The organism is Pseudomonas sp. Irchel 3A18, from assembly GCF_900187465.1.
Lineage (GTDB): Bacteria > Pseudomonadota > Gammaproteobacteria > Pseudomonadales > Pseudomonadaceae > Aquipseudomonas > Aquipseudomonas cichorii.
In genome coordinates, this window is the sequence record NZ_FYDI01000004.1 from 53,890 (window position 1) to 72,685 (window position 18,796).

The 18,796-nt window shown below is 56.3% G+C and carries 15 protein-coding genes and 1 pseudogene; 9 read left to right on the top strand and 7 right to left on the bottom strand.

Going from position 1 to position 18,796, the window contains the following annotated elements:
- Positions 1-78: 78 nt before the first annotated feature.
- Positions 79-2,208 carry a DNA helicase RecQ gene (gene recQ / locus CKW23_RS08585; protein ID WP_025261032.1) on the bottom strand — a complete coding sequence of 710 codons (2,130 nt, stop codon included), beginning with the start codon at positions 2,206-2,208 and terminating at the stop codon, positions 79-81.
- 177 nt (positions 2,209-2,385) lie between these two features.
- On the opposite strand from recQ, the gene CKW23_RS08590 reads away from it, so the two are divergent.
- A complete protein-coding gene (locus tag CKW23_RS08590) occupies positions 2,386-2,973 on the top strand; it encodes a YecA family protein (RefSeq protein ID WP_095067419.1) in 588 nt (195 codons plus the stop codon).
- 10 nt (positions 2,974-2,983) lie between these two features.
- Entirely contained in the window at positions 2,984-3,385 is a 402-nt protein-coding gene (locus CKW23_RS08595) for a YbaN family protein (RefSeq protein ID WP_025261034.1), read from the top strand.
- A 3-nt stretch (positions 3,386-3,388) separates the two neighbouring features.
- On the opposite strand, the gene CKW23_RS27075 is transcribed toward CKW23_RS08595, so the two are convergent.
- Positions 3,389-5,968: a retention module-containing protein gene (locus tag CKW23_RS27075; protein WP_095067420.1), complete on the bottom strand. Its 2,580-nt coding sequence runs from the start codon at positions 5,966-5,968 to the stop codon at positions 3,389-3,391.
- 419 nt (positions 5,969-6,387) lie between these two features.
- On the opposite strand from CKW23_RS27075, the gene CKW23_RS08605 reads away from it, so the two are divergent.
- The 4 genes from CKW23_RS08605 to CKW23_RS08620 all read left to right on the top strand — a co-directional run bounded on the left by CKW23_RS08605 (position 6,388) and on the right by CKW23_RS08620 (position 13,560).
- On the top strand, positions 6,388-7,743 hold the full coding sequence (locus CKW23_RS08605) for a TolC family outer membrane protein (RefSeq protein WP_025261036.1): 1,356 nt from the start codon (positions 6,388-6,390) through the stop codon (positions 7,741-7,743).
- A 165-nt stretch (positions 7,744-7,908) separates the two neighbouring features.
- The gene (locus tag CKW23_RS08610; protein WP_095067555.1) at positions 7,909-10,056 is read left to right on the top strand and encodes a type I secretion system permease/ATPase; all 2,148 of its coding nucleotides are present in this window, start codon (positions 7,909-7,911) and stop codon (positions 10,054-10,056) included.
- An 11-nt stretch (positions 10,057-10,067) separates the two neighbouring features.
- Positions 10,068-11,408: an HlyD family type I secretion periplasmic adaptor subunit gene (locus CKW23_RS08615; RefSeq protein ID WP_095067421.1), complete on the top strand. Its 1,341-nt coding sequence runs from the start codon at positions 10,068-10,070 to the stop codon at positions 11,406-11,408.
- 76 nt (positions 11,409-11,484) lie between these two features.
- Positions 11,485-13,560 carry a hypothetical protein gene (locus tag CKW23_RS08620; protein WP_095067422.1) on the top strand — a complete coding sequence of 692 codons (2,076 nt, stop codon included), beginning with the start codon at positions 11,485-11,487 and terminating at the stop codon, positions 13,558-13,560.
- 82 nt (positions 13,561-13,642) lie between these two features.
- Here the strand turns inward: CKW23_RS08620 and CKW23_RS08625 are convergent, their stop codons facing one another.
- Both CKW23_RS08625 and CKW23_RS08630 read right to left on the bottom strand, forming a co-directional pair.
- Positions 13,643-14,263: a hypothetical protein gene (locus tag CKW23_RS08625; protein ID WP_095067423.1), complete on the bottom strand. Its 621-nt coding sequence runs from the start codon at positions 14,261-14,263 to the stop codon at positions 13,643-13,645.
- 49 nt (positions 14,264-14,312) lie between these two features.
- Positions 14,313-14,564, bottom strand: a pseudogene (locus CKW23_RS08630) (PAAR domain-containing protein); the annotation flags it as partial.
- Between the two features lie 181 nt (positions 14,565-14,745).
- Between CKW23_RS08630 and CKW23_RS08635 the strand changes: the two are divergent.
- Complete coding sequence (locus CKW23_RS08635; protein WP_095067424.1) at positions 14,746-15,102, top strand: hypothetical protein; 357 nt, start codon at positions 14,746-14,748, stop codon at positions 15,100-15,102.
- A gap of 172 nt (positions 15,103-15,274) precedes the next feature.
- Here the strand turns inward: CKW23_RS08635 and CKW23_RS08640 are convergent, their stop codons facing one another.
- Entirely contained in the window at positions 15,275-15,634 is a 360-nt protein-coding gene (locus CKW23_RS08640; protein ID WP_095067425.1) for a hypothetical protein, read from the bottom strand.
- 14 nt (positions 15,635-15,648) lie between these two features.
- Positions 15,649-16,275, bottom strand: a complete 627-nt coding sequence (locus CKW23_RS08645; protein WP_095067426.1) for a TetR/AcrR family transcriptional regulator — start codon at positions 16,273-16,275, stop codon at positions 15,649-15,651.
- A 111-nt stretch (positions 16,276-16,386) separates the two neighbouring features.
- On the opposite strand from CKW23_RS08645, the gene CKW23_RS08650 reads away from it, so the two are divergent.
- Positions 16,387-17,592: an MFS transporter gene (locus tag CKW23_RS08650; protein WP_095067427.1), complete on the top strand. Its 1,206-nt coding sequence runs from the start codon at positions 16,387-16,389 to the stop codon at positions 17,590-17,592.
- 131 nt (positions 17,593-17,723) lie between these two features.
- Here CKW23_RS08650 and CKW23_RS08655 read toward each other — a convergent pair whose 3' ends face one another.
- Complete coding sequence (locus CKW23_RS08655) at positions 17,724-17,939, bottom strand: hypothetical protein (protein ID WP_095067428.1); 216 nt, start codon at positions 17,937-17,939, stop codon at positions 17,724-17,726.
- A 29-nt stretch (positions 17,940-17,968) separates the two neighbouring features.
- On the opposite strand from CKW23_RS08655, the gene CKW23_RS08660 reads away from it, so the two are divergent.
- Positions 17,969-18,295 (top strand): hypothetical protein, encoded by a 327-nt coding sequence (locus CKW23_RS08660; protein ID WP_095067429.1) that lies wholly within the window; start codon positions 17,969-17,971, stop codon positions 18,293-18,295.
- The last annotated feature ends 501 nt before the right edge of the window (positions 18,296-18,796 follow it).

Consider the following 18,796-nt stretch of genomic DNA (forward strand, 5'->3'; position numbering starts at 1 on the left):
CTAAAACTAATTATTAGCGAGCTAATCATGCTCCAGATATTCAGGCAAGCATGACACTGTGATGTTTCATCGTGAGCGTTACATCTCGAATTCGGACTGCAAGGCTGCCCTTACGCAATACAGGACACCTTCGGGGACTCGTCCGGTGAACATCCCGGCGATTTCCGCAACGGCAGGCAGTTCGCCTTCGCCATCGAGGAAGGCATCCTGAACTTCGCCCAGCAGGTCTTCGGGCAGGTCCAGAGCCTGTTCCAGTGACAACTGCTGCTTGCCGATGGCTTCGGCGAGCATGGTGTAGACGTTCTTTTCCGAGCACTGCAATTGCCCGGCGATCTGCGCGGGAGTCATGCCGGCGCGAGCCAGGCTGATCAGTTCGTGACGCACATCAGCCACCACGCGAGGCGCTTCTGCCGCCCCGCCCAGCACTTCAAGAAACGCTTCGCCATAACGCTCCAGCTTGCGGGCACCAACGCCGCTGACCCGGGCCATCTGGGACATGGTTTCAGGCTTGCTGCGCAGCATTTCCAGCAGGGTCGAATCGGGGAAGATGACATAAGGCGGCACGCCATGCTCTTCGGCCAGCTTGCGACGCAAGGCACGCAGGGCTTCCCACTGTTCGCGCTCTTCGCCACGCACCAGTTGACTGGCCGGGCTGCCGGAGCTGCCTTTGGAAGTGGTCTGGGGTTTCAGGTCGCGACGCAGTTCCAGCGTGACCTCGCCTCGCAACAGCGGGCGGCACGTGTCGCTCAGGCGCAGGCCGCCGTAGCCTTCCAGATCGATATCCGCCAGCCCGCGTGCCACCAGTTGCCGGAACAGGGAACGCCATTCGCCTTCGGAACGCGCCTTGCCGACGCCAAATACCGAAAGGTGCTGATGACCGAAACTCTCCACTTTGTCGTTGGACTTGCCCAGCAGAACGTCCACCAGATGGCCCACACCGTAACGCTGGCCGGTGCGGTAGATCGCCGACAGGGCCTGACGTGCAGGCTCGGTGGCATCCCAGGTCTGCACGCCGTCGACACAGTTGTCGCAATGGCCGCACGGGTTGGGCATGTCTTCATCGAAATAGGCCAGCAGCGTCTGGCGGCGGCAGCGGGTTTCTTCGCACAGCGCCAGCATGGCATCGAGCTTGTGCTGCTCCAGACGCTTGTGGCGCTCGTCGCCTTCGGAGTTCTGCAACATCTGCTTGAGCATCAGCACGTCTTGCAGCCCGTAGGCCATCCAGGCATCGGCGGGCAGGCCGTCACGGCCGGCGCGACCGGTTTCCTGGTAATACGCCTCAAGGGACTTGGGCAAATCCATGTGGGCGACAAAACGCACGTTGGGTTTGTCGATCCCCATGCCGAAGGCAATGGTGGCAACCATGATCAGGCCTTCCTCATTAAGGAAGCGTTTCTGGTTATGGGCACGAGTCTCGGCGGGCAGACCGGCATGGTAAGGCAGCGCCGGGTAGCCGTTATCACTGAGAAACACCGCCACTTCGTCGACTTTCTTGCGCGACAGACAGTAGACGATCCCGGCATCGCTGCGCCGCTCGGACAGAAACGCCAGCAACTGTTTGCGTGGCTGCTCCTTGGGCACGATGCGGTAGAAAATGTTGGGCCGGTCGAAGCTGGACAGGAAACGCTCGGCGTTCTGCAGGTGCAGGCGCGTAACGATTTCTTCACGGGTCCGCTTGTCGGCGGTTGCCGTCAGGGCGATGCGCGGCACATTCGGAAACAGCTCGGCCAGTTGCCCCAGTTGCAGGTATTCAGGCCGGAAGTCATGACCCCATTGAGAAACGCAGTGCGCCTCGTCGATGGCGAACAGGGCAATCTGCAGATTCTGCAGAAACGCCAGCATGCGCGGCTGAACCAGACGCTCAGGCGCGAGATAGAGCATCTTGACCTCGCCTAGGCGGATCCGGTTGGCCAGATCGCGCTGCTGTTCGGGGCTCAGGGTCGAGTTCAGCGAAGCAGCCGAAACCCCCAGCTCATCAAGGGTCGAGACCTGATCTTCCATCAGGGCAATCAGTGGTGAAACCACCACGCACAAACCATCACGCAACAGGCCCGGAACCTGAAAACACAAGGACTTGCCACCACCGGTCGGCATCAGAACCAATGCATCGCCACCGCTGGCCACGCGCTCAATAATGGCACCCTGACGGCCACGAAAACTGTCGTAGCCGAAGATGTCTTTAAGTACGCGTTGTGCCTGTTCGAGCATAAAAACCCCAGATTGTCCTGCTGCACTGCAAAGCCCGGCAGTATACCCGAGCGATCAACGGCAAAGGATGACCGGGACATGAGTGGTCAAAATTAACTGTGATCGACCTCTACGCTGGCGCCCCGGACGCGCAGGGCCTAGAATTCAGCATTGTTTTCTTTCCAAGGTAGTCCGTCCATGTCCTTCGCTGAGCAACTCACCCGCCTGCAAGTCTTCCTCGATGCAGATGAACTGCATGAAGAAGCACTGGACTACGTGGCCGCTCATGGCTATCTGACCGCCATTTCCATCTGTTCCGAGCAGGTTCCGGAGCGCGAGTGGATCGATGCGCTGTTCTCAGAACCGCCGCATTACGCCAGCGAAGCCCAGCGCGTCGAAATCGAAACCACCCTGAGCCTGCTGCACGCGCATATCGCCCGCCAACTGGCTTCCGACGAAGAATTTGAACTGCCATGCGACCTGGATCTGGGCGACGAGCCGGACGATTCCGATCTGCGCGGCTGGTGCATCGGCTTCATGGAAGGTGTGTTCCTGCGTGAAAACGCCTGGTTCGAGAGCGCCGAAGAAGAAGTCAGCGAAATGCTGTTGCCGATCATGGTCGGTTCGGGCCTGTTCGACGAACAACCGGAGTTTTCCGACATCGCCTCGGACGCCAACCTGATGGACGACATGATCGTTCAGATCCCCGAAGCCCTAACCGCGCTGTACCTGCTGTGCCAGGCTCCGGACGAAAAACCGGCGATCCTCAAGCCTCGTCACCACTGAGTCGGCGCCTATGGCGCACGACCTGCCGCGCACCAGCCGCCACCGGTTAGTGCGCTATCTGTTAGTAGCTGTCGGCTGGACAAGCGTAGGCCTGGGTGTCATCGGGATTTTCCTGCCGGTGCTGCCCACCACGCCTTTCCTGCTGCTGGCTGCTGCCTGTTTCGCCCGCAGCTCACCCCGCTTCTACAACTGGCTGGTCAATCACAAACGGCTCGGCCCGTGGATTCGTGATTATCTGGCGGGCAACGGCATTCCCCTCAAGGGCAAGGTCTACGCCATCGGCCTGATGTGGGCCAGCATCAGCCTGTCCTGCTATCTGGTGCCCCTGCCCTGGGCTCGCGGCTTCATGCTGGCCTGCGCAGTGCTGGTGACGATCTATATCCTTCGCCAGAAAACCCTGCACAAACCTTGAGCCTCAGACCGTATCGACCTTGAGGGAATGATCCCCCAGCATGCCGTTGATGATCGAAGCCGTGTCCGCGCCACTGGCAACCCAGCCGCCGGTTCCAGTGGTCACCCCGTAATGCCCTGCCAGGTCGATACCCGCCAGGTCGATGGTCTGGCTTGATGCACCGCCGCTGGCACCCACCTCGATGCTCGACACCAGGTTTACCCCGCTGCCCGACACCTTGAAGTGCAGGTAGTCATCCAGCGAATCGCCCACGCCCTGCAATAGCTGCGACAGATCGAGCTTGTCGGCACCAAAGGTGAAATCGACAACCCGATCATGCCCGGTATCTCCCGCCAGCCACATGAAGGTGTCCTGACCTGCGCCACCGGTCAGCGTGTCGTTTCCAGCACCGCCAATCAGCAGATCGTTGCCATCGCCGCCGTACAAGCAGTCATTTGCGCCGCCTGCCAGCAACACATCATCGCCATCAGTACCGACCAGAGAATGCCCTTGCTGATAACGGATGCTGACCGGCGCGACATCACTGCCGCCATGGGCATCGCTGGCGGTGTAAGTGCCGTGATAAGTGGGCGTGGTATCGACGGCGCTGTAGTCGATGGTCAGGCCAATCTGATAGGTCAGCCCTTTGTTGACCACGCCTGGATCAGGCTGATGAATCAGGATCAGGCGATAGACATTGTCCTCTGTGGCAGTGATGGTGCCGCTCGCGTCCAGAGGTTGAAACTCGCCGTTATCCATTTTCCAGGCCAGCCCGATCTGATCGGACAGATAGCGGGTATCGACGGTCAGGGTTTCACCGGCCTTGAGTTCGATATTGAGGATGTCCTGGTGGTTATAGGTATCGATCTGCCAGGCCCCCAGATAACCATTGAGCAGCACGGTCGCGGTCACGGCGCTATTGACGTAAAAGTCGCTGCGGTTCAGGTCCCGAACCTGATTCTCGACCTTGTCCCGAATCCCCTTGAACTCGATGGTGCCGGGCATACAGGCCGTGAAATCCGTTCCGGGCGCACGCCAGCCGGTATGGAAAACCGTCGGCGTTGCGCTCAGCGAGTCACCCTGGGGCGAGCGATCATTGACCAGCAACACTGCACCGGGCACCTCGATACAGGGTGCCAGGATATTGGTGATGATGTGGTCGGCCACCGCTTGCGGTCCCTGCCACGCCGGAACATGGATCGACAGATCAGCGCCGGACAGATCACCGTCATTGTCGCTGAGCACAAAACCGATCTGCTCGGTCATGGGGCTATCCACAGCACCCGGCGTGTAACTGAAAGCGCCGCTGTCCATGTTCACCAGCAACGTCCCGCCCGTGCTGCTGAGCAGGGTGAGTTCGTGGGTGACCGGATCGAAACCAACCAGCCTTGAGCCGCCACAACCTGTTTCGTCCACAACCCGAATGCCGCTTTGATCATGGAGGTAAGTCACGCCTTCCAGCGTGATGGATTTGACGAACCCGCCATCAGCGCCAAACGTCCCGCCAGTCAGCAGGCTGCCACTGACCACCCGACTCGGCGCGACCTCGCAGCCAGGCGGCGGGCACGGCACCGACAGTTCGATATCGGCAGCCATCGGCACATCGTCGATGATGGAAATATCCAGATGGGCCGAACCTGAATCACCGTCCCGGTCCATGGCGATCACCTCGATCTGCTCACCGATACTATTGGCCCCCTCGCCTTCAGGGTGTTCCAGCGAGTCGAGCAAGGTGTAGCTATAACTGACCACCCCGCTCTGCGGATCGTAACCCGTAATACTGAGGCTGTTGCCCAGAGCGGTAAGGGCAGACAGGGGAAAACCCATCACGACACCGGCAACCACCACCTCGATACCACCGACCGTCAGGGATTGCAGCCCGTCCGGCGCACTGACCGTGAACGTACCCTGCTGAGTCAGCTTTCCGGCATCGGGCTGCGAACCGCCACACAGGTTGGCTTCATTGAATGTGAGCGCGCTGCACGACACCTTGACGCAATGATCCACGGGGGGCTCAACGGGCGGATCAATGGGCGGTTCGACAGGTGGCTCCACGACCGGCGGCTCGGTGATGGGCGGTTCCACAATCGGCGGTATCACCACCGCGCCGGGCGGATCGCTTGCCACGCCACGCAAGAATTCGGCCTGCCCCTCGGGAAACAGCGGGACCATGATCAGCCCCTCAGTCGCAAAGCCTGTGACAGGCGTCACTTCTGCGCCCGTTTCACTGAGGATCACGGCGCTGTGCCCGCCGCCCTCTGCGCTAACCACTTCATCGCCGCTCTGCACAGGCTCTGCCTCCAGCCCTGTGGCCTGCTCGACAGCCGCCAGCAGCCCGAGGGTCGGGGTCAGCGGGTCGAGGGTTTCCACATGGGCGGGCTGGCCGTCGAGCAGCGATGGCTCAAGCGAAAGACGGCTTTCGCGCCCCAGCGTCAGCTCACCGCCGCCCTCAAGCTGCACGACAATCGCGCCTGTTGTACCGGTCTGTAGTTGCTCACCTGCAAACACTCGATCGCCTTCACTCAACACCCGCTGAGTACCACTGCTCGACACTGCTACAACATCGCCCACCGCTTGTCGTACCGTACCGATCAACCTGGCCATATTCCCTCCCTTTTTCGTAACGATCGAGCCCGAGAACCCTCGGATCTGCTCTTGAATTGGCTCGCCCCTGCAACAGATAAAACCCCGACAACCTTTTCGCGACAAAAAATCGTCACCTGATCAATCTGTTGTTTTCACATGCAATTTCATGCGCTTCACATGCCGACATAATTCCGTCGAAAGCCAAAAAATCTAAAAAATCGCATTTAAGTGGCTGAATAAAAGGGCCTGACAAAAACAACCATCGTCGCAATTCGGAAAACTGCATAAGTTTTTTTCGGCATAAGGCATATGAAATAAACGTCTGAGCTTTCTCAAAAGTTGTTCTTAGCTGTGTTGTTACAAGCCTGACACGGCTGACTGCACGAAAAAGTCATTTTATTGACCCGCAGAACACTTTTACGAAGGGAGACGTATTCATGCGCGATTTGACCCCGCTTTACAGCGCCGTCGTGCTTGCGGTGGCCTGTGCGCAAGCGCAAGCCATTACATTGACCGAAGCGATCCAGAACACCCTGGACCATCACCCGGAAATCCAGGCCAGCAAGAACGAAAGACTGTCTGCCGGTGAAGAGTTGAACGTCGCCAAAGGCGGCTACCTGCCCACCGTGGATGTGGTGGCCACCTATGGTCGGCAGAAGACCGACAGCCCCAGCACCCGCGCCCTTTACGGCCATGACTCGCAGATCCTCAATTACACCCAGTCCGAACTGCGCCTGCGCCAGTTGCTGTTCGACGGCTTCAATACCCCCAACGAAGTGGGCCGCACCCAGGCGGTGGTCAACTCCCGTGCCTATTACGTGCAAGGCACTTCCCAGAGCCTGGCCCTGCGCGCCATCGAGGTTTATCTCGACGTGCTCAAGTGCCGTGAATTGCTGACCCTGGCCCGCAACAACCTGCAGGCACACTTGCGCATCAATGACCAGATCACCCTGCGCAGCGAACGTGGCGTGGGCAGCGCAGCGGATCGCGACCAGTCCCTGGCTCGCCGGGCGCTGGCGCAGAACAACTTCCATACCGCTCAGGTGGAACTGGCGGATGCCGAAGCCAGCTTTGCCAGTGCCGTGGGCCGCCTGCCGGACGAACTGGAAACCCCGCCGTCCATCAAGGGCGAGGTCCCGCTGAGCCTGTCCGATGCCCAGCAGAGCATGCTGCTCAACAACCCCTATCTGAAATCGGCCCAGGCCGATGTGCAGGCCGCCGAGAAACAGTATGAAAGCTCGAAGGCGCCCTTCTACCCGCGCTTCGATGCGGAACTGGCCGTGGGCGCCAATGACAACCTGCAAGGCGAGGAAGGCCACGACAAGGAATGGCGGGCCGCCGTGGTGATGAATTACAACCTGTTCAACGGCAACCGGGACAAGTCGCGCCTGCGCTCCAACGCCTACAAGACCGGCCAGGCCCTGGACATCCGCAACAACGCCTTGCGCATGCTCAACGAAAACATGTCGCTGGCCTGGAACGCCATGGACAACGCCCGCCTGCAAACCCCGATTGCCCGAGACTACGTGACCTCCACCACCCGCGTGCGCGCCGCGTACCAGGACCAGTTCGGCCTGGGCCAACGCACCCTGCTCGACCTGCTGGACAGCGAAAACGAACTCTACAACGCCAGCCGCCGCTACACCGAAGTGCGCTACACCGAAGAACTGGCCATGTACCGCGTCCTGGCCAGTGAAGGAGAACTGCTGCGCAAACAGCGTGTGGTGCTGCCAGCCGAAGCGGTGGCGCTGAACGAAGTGGAAAACCAGGCGCGTTTGCCGTCGCTGAAATAAATAAAACAGCCTTGATTAAAACCGATCCGTTTTGTGGGAGACAGCTTGCTGGCGACGCCAGATGTGCAGGCGCTACATATGTACCGGCTTTACTGGCCCTTTCGCCAGCAAGCTGCCTCCCACCCGTTGAATCATCTGTTCTATGGGAGTCCACCTGTGAATCGTATGGAACTGTCCGCCGCCCTCGATCCTCTGCCGAACGACGACGATCCCTTGCTCGATGGCCTGCTGATCCTCTGCAACCTGCATGGCTGCAACACCAGTCGTGCCAGCCTGAGTGCCGGACTGCCGCTGGCCAAGCAGCGTTTGAGCAGCGCGCAACTGCCTCGGGCCGCCGCCAATGCCGGATTGCAGGCTCGCTGGCTGCGACGTGAACTGAACGCCATCGACAGCCTGAACCTGCCAGTCCTGCTGTTGCTCGACCATCAGCGCTGCGCCGTCCTGAGCCGCTGGGGCGATGACGGGCAAGCGCTGATCCTGCCCAGCGAAAACGAAGGCGGCGAGCAGTGGATCAGCCGGGAAGAACTGGCCCGTCACTACACCGGCCAAGCCCTGTTTGCACGCCCGCTGCATGAACTGGAGCAACTGCGCGCCCCGCTGCTGCCGAGGGTCAAGACCTGGTTTCGCGACACCCTCAAACTGTCTCGCGGGCTCTACAGCGATGCCATGCTTGCCAGCCTGTTGATCAACCTGCTGGGCCTGATGGTGCCTCTGTTCGTCATGCAGACCTACGACCGCGTCGTGCCCAATCAGGCCACCGCGACCTTGTGGGTACTGGCAATCGGGCTGCTGGTCGGCACCCTGTTCGAACTGGGATTGCGCCTGATCCGCGCGCGCCTGCTGGATCGGGCCGGCAGCAAGACCGACCTGATTCTGTCCGCGACCCTGTTTGAACGCATCATCGGCATGCACCTGAAAAACCGCCCGGCCACAGTGGGCGGCTTTGCCCAGAGCATTCATGACTTTCAGGGGCTTCGGGAGTTTCTGACCGCCGTCACCCTCACCAGCCTGATCGACCTGCCCTTCGCGCTGCTGATGCTCGGTGTCATCGGCCTGCTGGGCGGCTGGCTGGTGCTGATCCCGATTATCGCCTTCCCGCTGACCGTGGCACTGGCCTGGACCATCCAGGTGCTGCTGCGCGACACCGTACAAAAAAGCCTGAGCCTGGGCGCAGCGCGGCAGGCCTTGTTGGTGGAAACCCTCGGCGGCCTGGAAACCCTCAAGGCCTGCAATGCAGAAGGTGAACGCCAGCATCAATGGGAAAGCACCCACGGCGCCCTCACCCGCCTGGACAACCACGCCCGGCATCTGGCCGCACTGGCCAGCAACAGCACCCTGTTCATCCAGCAGTTCTGCGGCATGGCGACCATCGTCGCCGGGGTCTACAGCATCATCGCCGGCAACCTGAGCGTCGGCGCGCTGGTGGCCACCTACATGCTGGGCAGCCGTGTGCTGGCACCGCTGGGCCAGATCGCCGGGCTGATCACCCGCTATCAACAAGCGCAACTGACCCTCAAAAGCACCGACACCCTGATGGCCTTGCCCCAGGAGCGAGACACCCAGCAGCGACCGCTGCAATGTCCGCCCCTCAAGGGTGCGGTGACTGCCAGCAACGTCAGCTTCGCCTATGGCCAGCAAGGCGCAGCGGCACTGCACGGCATCAGCTTCAGTGTCGAACCGGGCGAGCGGATCGGCATCATCGGTCGCAGCGGCTCGGGCAAAAGCACCTTGGCGCGGCTGCTGATGGGCTTCTATACCCCCGACGAAGGCCAGTTGCTGCTGGACAGCCTCGACCTGCGGCAACTGGAAATCACCGCCCTGCGCCAACAGATCGGCTACGTCGCCCATGATATGCCGCTGCTGGCCGGCAGCCTGCGCGACAACCTGACCCTGGGCGCCCGCCACACCAGCGAGGCCCGCATGCTGGAAGTCGCACGCCTTACCGGTGTCGATGAACTGGCCCTCAAACATCCACAAGGCTTCGACCGCCCCGTGGGAGAGCGTGGCCAGTTGCTGTCCGGTGGTCAGCGTCAGGCCGTGTTGCTGGCCCGGGCGCTGTTGCGTGACCCGCCGATCATGTTGCTGGACGAACCCACCAGCCACATGGACAACGCCAGCGAAGACATCCTGCGCCAACACCTGCATCAACTGATGCCCGGCAAAACCCTGCTGCTGGTCACCCACCGCATGTCGATGCTGAGCCTGGTGGACCGTCTGCTGGTTCTGGACAACGGCAAGCTGGTGGCCGACGGCCCCAAGGCGGCCGTGATCGAAGCGCTGCGCAAGGGCCAGGTCGGCCCTGCCCCTGTTTGAGGAGCACCATCATGTCAGTCACCTACGGATTGCGCCGCCGCTTCAGGCCCGAACTCGCGTTCATGAACGAACGTAACAGCGCCCTGCAGCAAGACTCATCAGACGCCCAACGCCTCACGGTCTGGGTCGCTACGGCGCTGATCCTGAGCGCGCTGATCTGGGCACACTATGCCGTGCTGCAGGAAGTCACCACCGGCGAAGGCAAAGCCATTCCATCCAGCAAGGTCCAGGTGATCCAGAACCTGGAAGGCGGCATCGTCACCGAAATATTCGTGCGCGAAGGTCAGGTAGTGAACAAGGGCGACACCCTGCTGCGCCTGGACGACACCCGCTTTCTGTCCAACCGGGGCGAAAGCGAAGTCGACCGCCTGACCCTCACCGCCCAGGTCGAACGCCTGGCCGCCGAAGCCGAAGGACGGCCCTTGCTCCTGCCCCAGGAACTGCTCGACAAAGCCCCGCAAGTCGCCGCCGATGAGCGTGCGCTCTATGAGTCCCGCCAACGACGTCTGGACGGAGAACAACGCACCCTCAACGAACAACTCCGGCAAAAGACCCAGGAACTGGCCGAGTTTCGCTCCCGCCAGGAACAGTTCCGCAACAGCCTTGCACTGGTGCAGCAGGAACTGGACATGTCGATACCGCTGGTGGGCTCAGGTGCCGTCTCGCCCGTGGAAATCCTGCGCCTCAAACGCAACGCCGTGGAAATGCGCGGCTCGATGAACGCCAACACCCTGGCCATCCCCCGCGCCGAAGCCGCCATCAACGAAACAAGAAGCAGAATCCAGGAATCGGAACTGACCTTCCGCAGCGAAGCCTCCCGCGAACTCAACGAAAAACGCGCCGACCTCGCCAAAATCAGCGCCAACCGCATCGCCATCGACGACCGCATGACCCGCACCACCGTCACCTCCCCGGTACGCGGCATCGTCAAGACCCTCAAGATCAACACCATCGGCGGCGTCGTCCAACCCGGCAGCGACCTGCTTGAAATCGTCCCCCTGGAAGACAACCTGCTCATCGAAGCCCGAGTGCGTCCACAAGACGTCGCCTTCCTCCATCCGGGGCAGAAAGCGATGGTCAAATTCAGCGCCTATGACTACACGATTTACGGCGGGCTGCCTGCCAGACTGGAGATGATCGGGGCGGATACGGTTACGGACGACAAGGGGAATAGTTTTTATCTGATACAGGTACGGACGGATAGAAATCATCTGGGTGGAGAGGATCGGCCACTGCTGATTATTCCGGGGATGGTGGCGACGGTGGATATTATTACCGGGGAGAAGAGCGTGATGGATTATTTGTTGAAGCCGGTGCTTAAGGGGGGGAGTGAGGCGTTGAGGGAGAGGTAGGGGCTAATGTTTACTGCGGCTGCGATCTATATCTCTATATCATGCATCAGTATTCATTTTTATGCATGGAGTACACATGAGACTGCACCAAAGCACAATGCTGAGTATGGCCCGAAAACGCCAGCTTTCCCACCCAACATCCGAAACTGGTTTTGATATAAAACAGTGGCAGAATGTCTTTGAAGGCCTGACGGACAACAACCCAATTGATCGTTCAACAATAGAAGCCGCTAGCTGGTTGGGATTTCATTTCAAGCGGATATCCTTAACTCGTGAACATCATAAGCTGAGGGAGCATGAAAGCCTAATTTTGAAGGATATTCTTCAAGCTCATCTTGCAGCCGCAAACTTTGGATTTGCAAAAGTTTCAGCGCAACAAATGAGCGAATTCAACCCAGAAGAATTACTATCCATTGAAAAAATGATTAGCTACAAATCGAATCTAACTCAAGATGGTGCAAAAGTAAACGTCAACCAACTTGTAATGATGAGACTAGACAGCACTTGCCCGGCAATCTTTTATGCTTTAAAAAACAAAGAAAACTTAACGAAGGCGTACAAAACCTCTAAAGAAACGCCGCCAGGCGTTGACAAGCTCAATTTTATACTGAACGAACTTAACTGCTCTCAACTGTATCATAACGGCTCAGTTATCTGGCAGGAAATACTCTTTGGCGACGCATACTTCAAACTTATCCCTAATAAAAAATTAATTTTAGTCTCCAAACTAAACGACCTAGGAAAATTAAAGGCCATTTGCGACTATCGCCGAGATCATCAAAATGGCACCAAATCAATTCAATCTAACAACTTAGTTCATAACCCAAACTTCTCGTTAGGCACTGCTGCACCGAAGAAATTCATAAAACTTAGCAGCCATAAAAAACTAAGCACTCATAGAGCTGACCACTTCAATGAAATTTTCAACCACTACATAAACAGTAGATGGGTTGAACAATTTCTAGGAATTGAGGAACACCTATTCAGTATCATGAAAGTAAAGTGCCCAGAAAATAAACACGGGCAAAGCTACTCAGTGCGAAATATCTTACTTGTATGGTTTCACCTAACATTAATTGCCCATCAAATGATTGATCAAAAGGGAGATCCCTCTGCCACTGACTTAATAGAGCTCTTGGAATACTGCGTTTGGCTCAAACACGCAGAGTTGGTTAGGGCATTGGCTGAAGTCACGTCATTCGATGAGTCTTTGATCAACTCAATACTAAGTTTCCTAACTTACGAAGCCGCAAGTCTTCAAGATGATCTTTGGCTGAAGCCCCTGCTCGCCATTGAAGGAGAGGTAGCATTATCTCTCAGTGCACTACTCTCCGCGAACCTCCGCAGGAATGTGGATATGTGGCTCCCTCTGGTAGACCCTAAGTCGAATCTCCGTGGTCGCCATTTTGAGAAATACATGGTCAAGGTGATGGAGGAGTGTAAAGCTGGAAGCGGTCCTATATGTAAGCATTTAAAGTGGACCGGCTCGATCGATCTAAAGTATGGTGATAAAGGAGAAGAAGTTGATCTTACATTCAGCTTCGGTAAAATCATAGTTGTGGTAGAGCTACGTAGCCGAAGAATCCCGATTACTCCACTGGACTATCACAATGCTTTGCATGAAAAGGAGGGTGGCATATACAAAAAAGCAGATCAAGCCAAAAGAAAGACGCAGTACATTAAGAATTACTTGCCAAGCTTTTGCAAAGAGCACTACCCTCATTTAAATGACTGTTTAGACGATGTGACAGTGCTCCCACTTGTAATCATCAACGACCAGTTTCATGCAGGATTCCCCTGTGATAATATTCCAGTGCTAGACGAACATTTACTAAAACATTTCCTCCAAGATGGTAGAGTAAAATTTCTTGCCACGACCCCTTCTGATTACCGATACGCAGTTGTTTTATACGAAACGCTAGAAGAAGCAGAGAAAGCGTTCATAGGCTATGCAATGCTTCCTACAATTATTGAGGTTCACTCCGCATCGCTGAAAGAAATCCAGACTGTTCACCACATTGCAGAAGGCGAGATCCCAATGCAGTGGTATACATACGATGTTATTGAACCCGAAAGTGAAGAACAGACGCGTGCAATCCTGAACCATCTCAGTGTCGGAAAGTTAATTGAGGTAAAAAAATCAACCTTCTGACAACCACACTTTAGCAGATCGACTCGAAATAAAATTACAAGAGCGAAACTGGTTGATGGCTGGGTCTTTGATGTGAGTCATATCAAAGACCCAGCGTCAACTCTAAAGTACCAACCCATTCATCATCTGCGGAATACTTTGCATAGTAATCTCCCCTTTCTGCTGCGCTCAGGGCTGAAAAGAACGGAAAGAAATAATTATCGTTATAAAAGCCTTGAGCACCCTGCATATCACCGCCCCACCAAGACGCCTCATAATCTTCAAAGGCAATCCACGGCGGAGGAACAGCAAATTTCTTTTCCTTTATCAATCGCAATAACTCGACACTGTTCGTAGCGAGCCGAATCGTTGCCACATTTAACTCTTTGTAAGAAACAGAAAAGATGAGTTCATCTTTCGAGATCTGATGCTGATAGCGCGTTACAATCAGCTCATTGAAGACTCTTTCATCAACCTTTAAAAAACGCTCATCAATGAGTTCTTGCAGTTCTCCAACATCTGCCTTATCCATGAAAAAACTGGAGTAATACGCTTGTATCCCTGCTGAAACCAGCAACGTATGGGCGGGATAATCAGAAGATTCTCCCGCATCCTCAGTCAATACTTTCCCGAAAATAGACTTTAGTTCTAAAACGGAATAGCCCAGCACTTGCTCATCAGGAGCACTTTTAAAAAGATTTTTTACGCGACTAAAAAAACTCATACCGCTCTTACTCCTGAAGGTAGTCAGTCAGCCAGGTAACTCCCAGGTAACCTGCAATGCCAAATATGATTCCGCCGACTGCACCACTTACAAAAGCGCCTGCCAGCATGCCATTGATAAGAACAGTCGAAGCTACGTCTCCGACAATGGGGCTACCGCATGCACTCTTGTCATTTTGCCGTGCGGCAGCCAGGCCATCGAAAAAGACGTCTGGAGAACCCGAGGCAATTGGATTGACCGCATGTCCGGGCTGAGGGCAGGAGGTTGGATCGGTAATGCGAGCTGCTGGTTTACCTGACATATGAAACATCCTTGTACAATCCACACGAGTTGAAGTGTTACATAAAAGGCAGGTCGTATCTATGCATGGACGATGTGAGACAGCTGGAGTCATCACCACGCTCTATGGTTCTAGCGCGCCCATTTGCGCCATTGCTGTAGTTTTTTGAATGGATCGCTGACTCGCTGGAGGAGTTTTCACATTGGGACATTTTCTGACTGAACCACAACTGACAGAAGTCAGAACCGCACTGTCCGAGCCATTCAACTATTTTCCGACCGATTACGACTACATCGTGCGCAAAGTCAAAGGGATCGATACTGACGTACTCTACGAAATCTTTTATTCAGAAGTAGCGCCCGTGTGCTTTTCCAACCTTACAGCAGTCTTGCCAACTGTCTGGACAGGCTTTGACCCCGATTGGCTCAGAACGAGTATCGAAGAAAGGCTGGCAGCAAGGGAAAAGAGCTGGTTGCGCCGACAATTTGATAAGGCGCTGGTTGCATGGCTGAAATACAACTATGGCTACATGTGGAAAGAAATTGCGAGCAGGCTTTGAACACATCGCTTTCATCCGTCCACCACATACTGCACAGCCTGTGCTATTGGCCCCTCACCTGAGTCAAAGCAATATCACGCGAGGTATGCGGCACACCATCGAGAGCCAGTGTCGACACCTGTCGAACACCGCAGCGAGTGTCTGCGGTACCGGCATCATTATGCGTTCGGATTCAAAGCCTGCTGGCGATTTCCTTCCAGATGTAGGCGTAGTTGTATTGCAGCCAGCGAACCAGCACTTTATCGAACTGCCGACGAAACCAGTTGCGCTCTCTGGCTGCCAATCTTTCTTCTATTGATTCTCTAAGTATGTCGGGGTCAAACCCCGTCCATACCGGAGGCACGGCTGCCACGAGATTGGTGAAGCACACCGGCGCGACCTCTGAATAGAGGATTGTGTAAAGTATTTCAGGGTCGACGCCTCTTACCTTATTCGCCACATAGTCATATTCGACGGGAAAATCATTGAATGGCTCGGAAAGAGCGGCTCGGACTTTGGTCAGTTGTGGTTCAGCCAGAATGGTCAAGCTCATGCAAAACCTCCACCTCATTGCCCTTCGACAACAACACACAACCCATCCCAAACCCCCATCACCTGACTAACCGCAGCATCCAGCGTCTCATACGGCACCCCATCCCGAGCCAGTGTCGACAAGCCCAGGAGAAAACTGTCAAACACGGCGGCAAGTGTCTCCGGCACCACCGTCACAGGTAATTCACCTGCATCAATAGCGCGTTCGATACAGGCAGCAATACCCGCACGGTTCAGGACCCTCGCCCGTGCAAGAGGCTCGGAGATGGCTTTGCTCTCTTCCGAGCAAGCGCTCATCAGGCCTAACGCCACCAGACATCCCTTGGGATGATCGGGCTCGCATTGCATTTTCGCTGACCGGCGAAGGGTGAGTTCAATCGCTTCCCTGGGCGGCAGGTTTGTATCAAAAAGGCTGTCCATAACCCGGCCGTGGGTGGCGAGGTAGCGCTCCATGACCTCATTGAACAGCGCCTGCTTCGAGCCAAAGGCCGCGTAAAAACTGGGGGCGGTGATGCCTCCCCCAATATTCGCCTTGAGCTGGCTGAGGGAGGTCGCGTCGTATCCATGCTCCCAAAACAGATGCAGTGCCTGAGTGATTGCTTCGTCGCGGTCAAAGGTGCGAGGACGCCCCATCTGTGCCATGTCGGTTCTCCTTCAGAATTACTTAAATACTAATCGATACATAAGTCATTGACCAGCCGACCGCTCACACCCTATATTTATACCGATCAGTATATTAGTAGGGAAAATCGAATGACTACACATGAGAAACAGAGCGACAGGCTTCCACTTGGGGCATTACTGGCACTGGCGATGACGGGGTTTATCTGCATCGTGACCGAAACCTTGCCTGCGGGTTTGCTGCCCGAGATCGGCAGCGGTCTGGGCGTCTCGGCATCGTTTGCCGGGCAGATGGTGACGGTTTATGCACTGGGGTCGCTGCTGGCAGCCATTCCGCTGACCATCGCCACGCAAAGCTGGCGTCGCAGAACCGTCTTGCTGATGACGATTGTCGGCTTTCTGGTTTTCAACTCCGTCACGGCATTGTCTTCCAATTACTGGCTGACCCTGGTCGCGAGGTTCTTCGCGGGCGTCTCGGCGGGTCTGGCCTGGAGCCTTGTCGCGGGGTATGCACGACGCATGGTTGTCCCGCAATTGCAGGGGCGCGCACTGGCAGTCGCGATGGTCGGCACACCCATCGCCTTATCGCTGGGCGTGCCGTTGGGAACGTGGCTGGGTGGCTTCATGGGCTGGCGCATGGCGTTTGGCTTGATGTCCGGGCTGACCCTGCTGTTGATCGTCTGGGTGCTGATCAAGGTGCCGGACTACCCAGGCCAATCCTCATCACAGCGTATGGCGCTGCGTCAGGTCTTTTTCACGCCTGGCGTGCGCTCGGTGCTAGGCGTCGTCTTCACCTGGATGCTGGCGCACAACATCCTCTACACCTACGTCGCGCCCTTTGTTTCCGAGGCCGGGTTGGCGAGTGACGTTGATCTGGTATTGCTGGCATTTGGGGTCGCGGCGCTGGTGGGCATCTGGGTTACGGGCCGACTGGTTGATCGCCATCTGCGCAAGACCGTGCTGGCCAGCCTTGCAACCTTTGCAGCGGTTTCGGTGTTCTTCGGCTTGTTTTCAGGCTCTGCCCTGGCGATTTACGTCGGGGTTTCCATCTGGGGCCTGACCTTCGGTGGCGCCGCCACGCTGCTGCAAACCGCCCTCGCCGACTCGGCAGGCAAAGGCGCAGACGTTGCGCTGTCCATGAACGTCGTTGTCTGGAACAGCGCCATCGCAGGCGGTGGCCTACTGGGTGGCGTTTTGCTCGGCCAATGGGGCGTGAGTGCTTTCCCCTGGGTCTTGCTGATGCTGGTACTGCTCAGTCTGGCCATTGCATCGAGAGCGCGAGTCCATGGTTTTACAGGCGGTGACAGACAGTCCGGCCAGATAGTCGCCGGTCATTGATGTGCAGGCAGCACTGCGCTGCATGACCTGACGTTTCAACACAACAGACCGATGGCTGCCCTCGCCCGGGGCAGCTCCGGCCGCAAACGCGCATCGACGTCAGCAATGCGCTTGAGCCTGCGCAGCATCACTCACTCAACAGCCCTGCTCGTCTCACCAATCCCGAGCCGTCTGCGCCGAGCAACCAACGCCCGACGAAATGACAAATCGGCATAGTCCAGAAAAAGCCTCGCCAGATGGTTGAGCGCCTTCTCCTCCCCTTCACTGCCCGCAACAAAATCGAAACCCAAGGCACGCTTGTTCTCCTCGGGCAACTCTTCCCAGCTCGTCATCAGGTAGGCGTACATGGAGCTGACGATTTGCAGTTGAGTCGAAGGTGTCTTCGGGGCAGATCCTGCGCGGCTGGGAAAGCGTGGTCGTGCAGTGCGGGATGATTGCCTGGGGTTGCGGGGGTGGGTTCGGGTTTTCATGGGTTGTGTCCTTTCAGATAGGGCTTTCGGATTTCTTGGGGCCGGGCAAAGCGGTGGCTTTGATCGGGGTCGCGGGCAAGAATATCTATGCATATCAAATATCTGAAAATCAGTTATATCGTATGGGGCGATTCAACGAGAGCGGCGTCATGGCAAGAGCACTTTATCGACGAGAACATCAGGTTCTGATCAAGCTGCTGCGGACACATGGCCACGATCTGAAATCAAACTAAATTGGCCTATATTCGTATTTACAATACGACTCGCCATACTAGCAGCTGAATTAACACGTGCAACGACTGCAGGAGTATGCCACTTCATAACTGCTTCGCCGCTCAACGATATGTGACTCTTGGAAAATTCAGATCCGACCTGCATACCAACCAGCCACGGTCGGATAATGGTATATATCTTTAACACCAATAGCCGCATAGAAAACACGCTGCGTATATTTAAGTTAAAACCTATTAAGCACACTCAAACACCCATCAATCGACAAGCAATTTCATATGAAACAGTATATAATTAATAGAGACACAATTGCAAACTCACACAGTAAACCTCTACGTGCCCATTAAAAACCACATCTCAGTCACGGGTAAGTTCTACAACCTAAAACAGATGATACCGCAGGCGAAACAAAGATAATAAATATAATCCGAGCGCAATCGAATGAAGAATCATAAAAGCACGTAAATCATTTGCGATCAACGCCTACTAACGATCAGATTAAG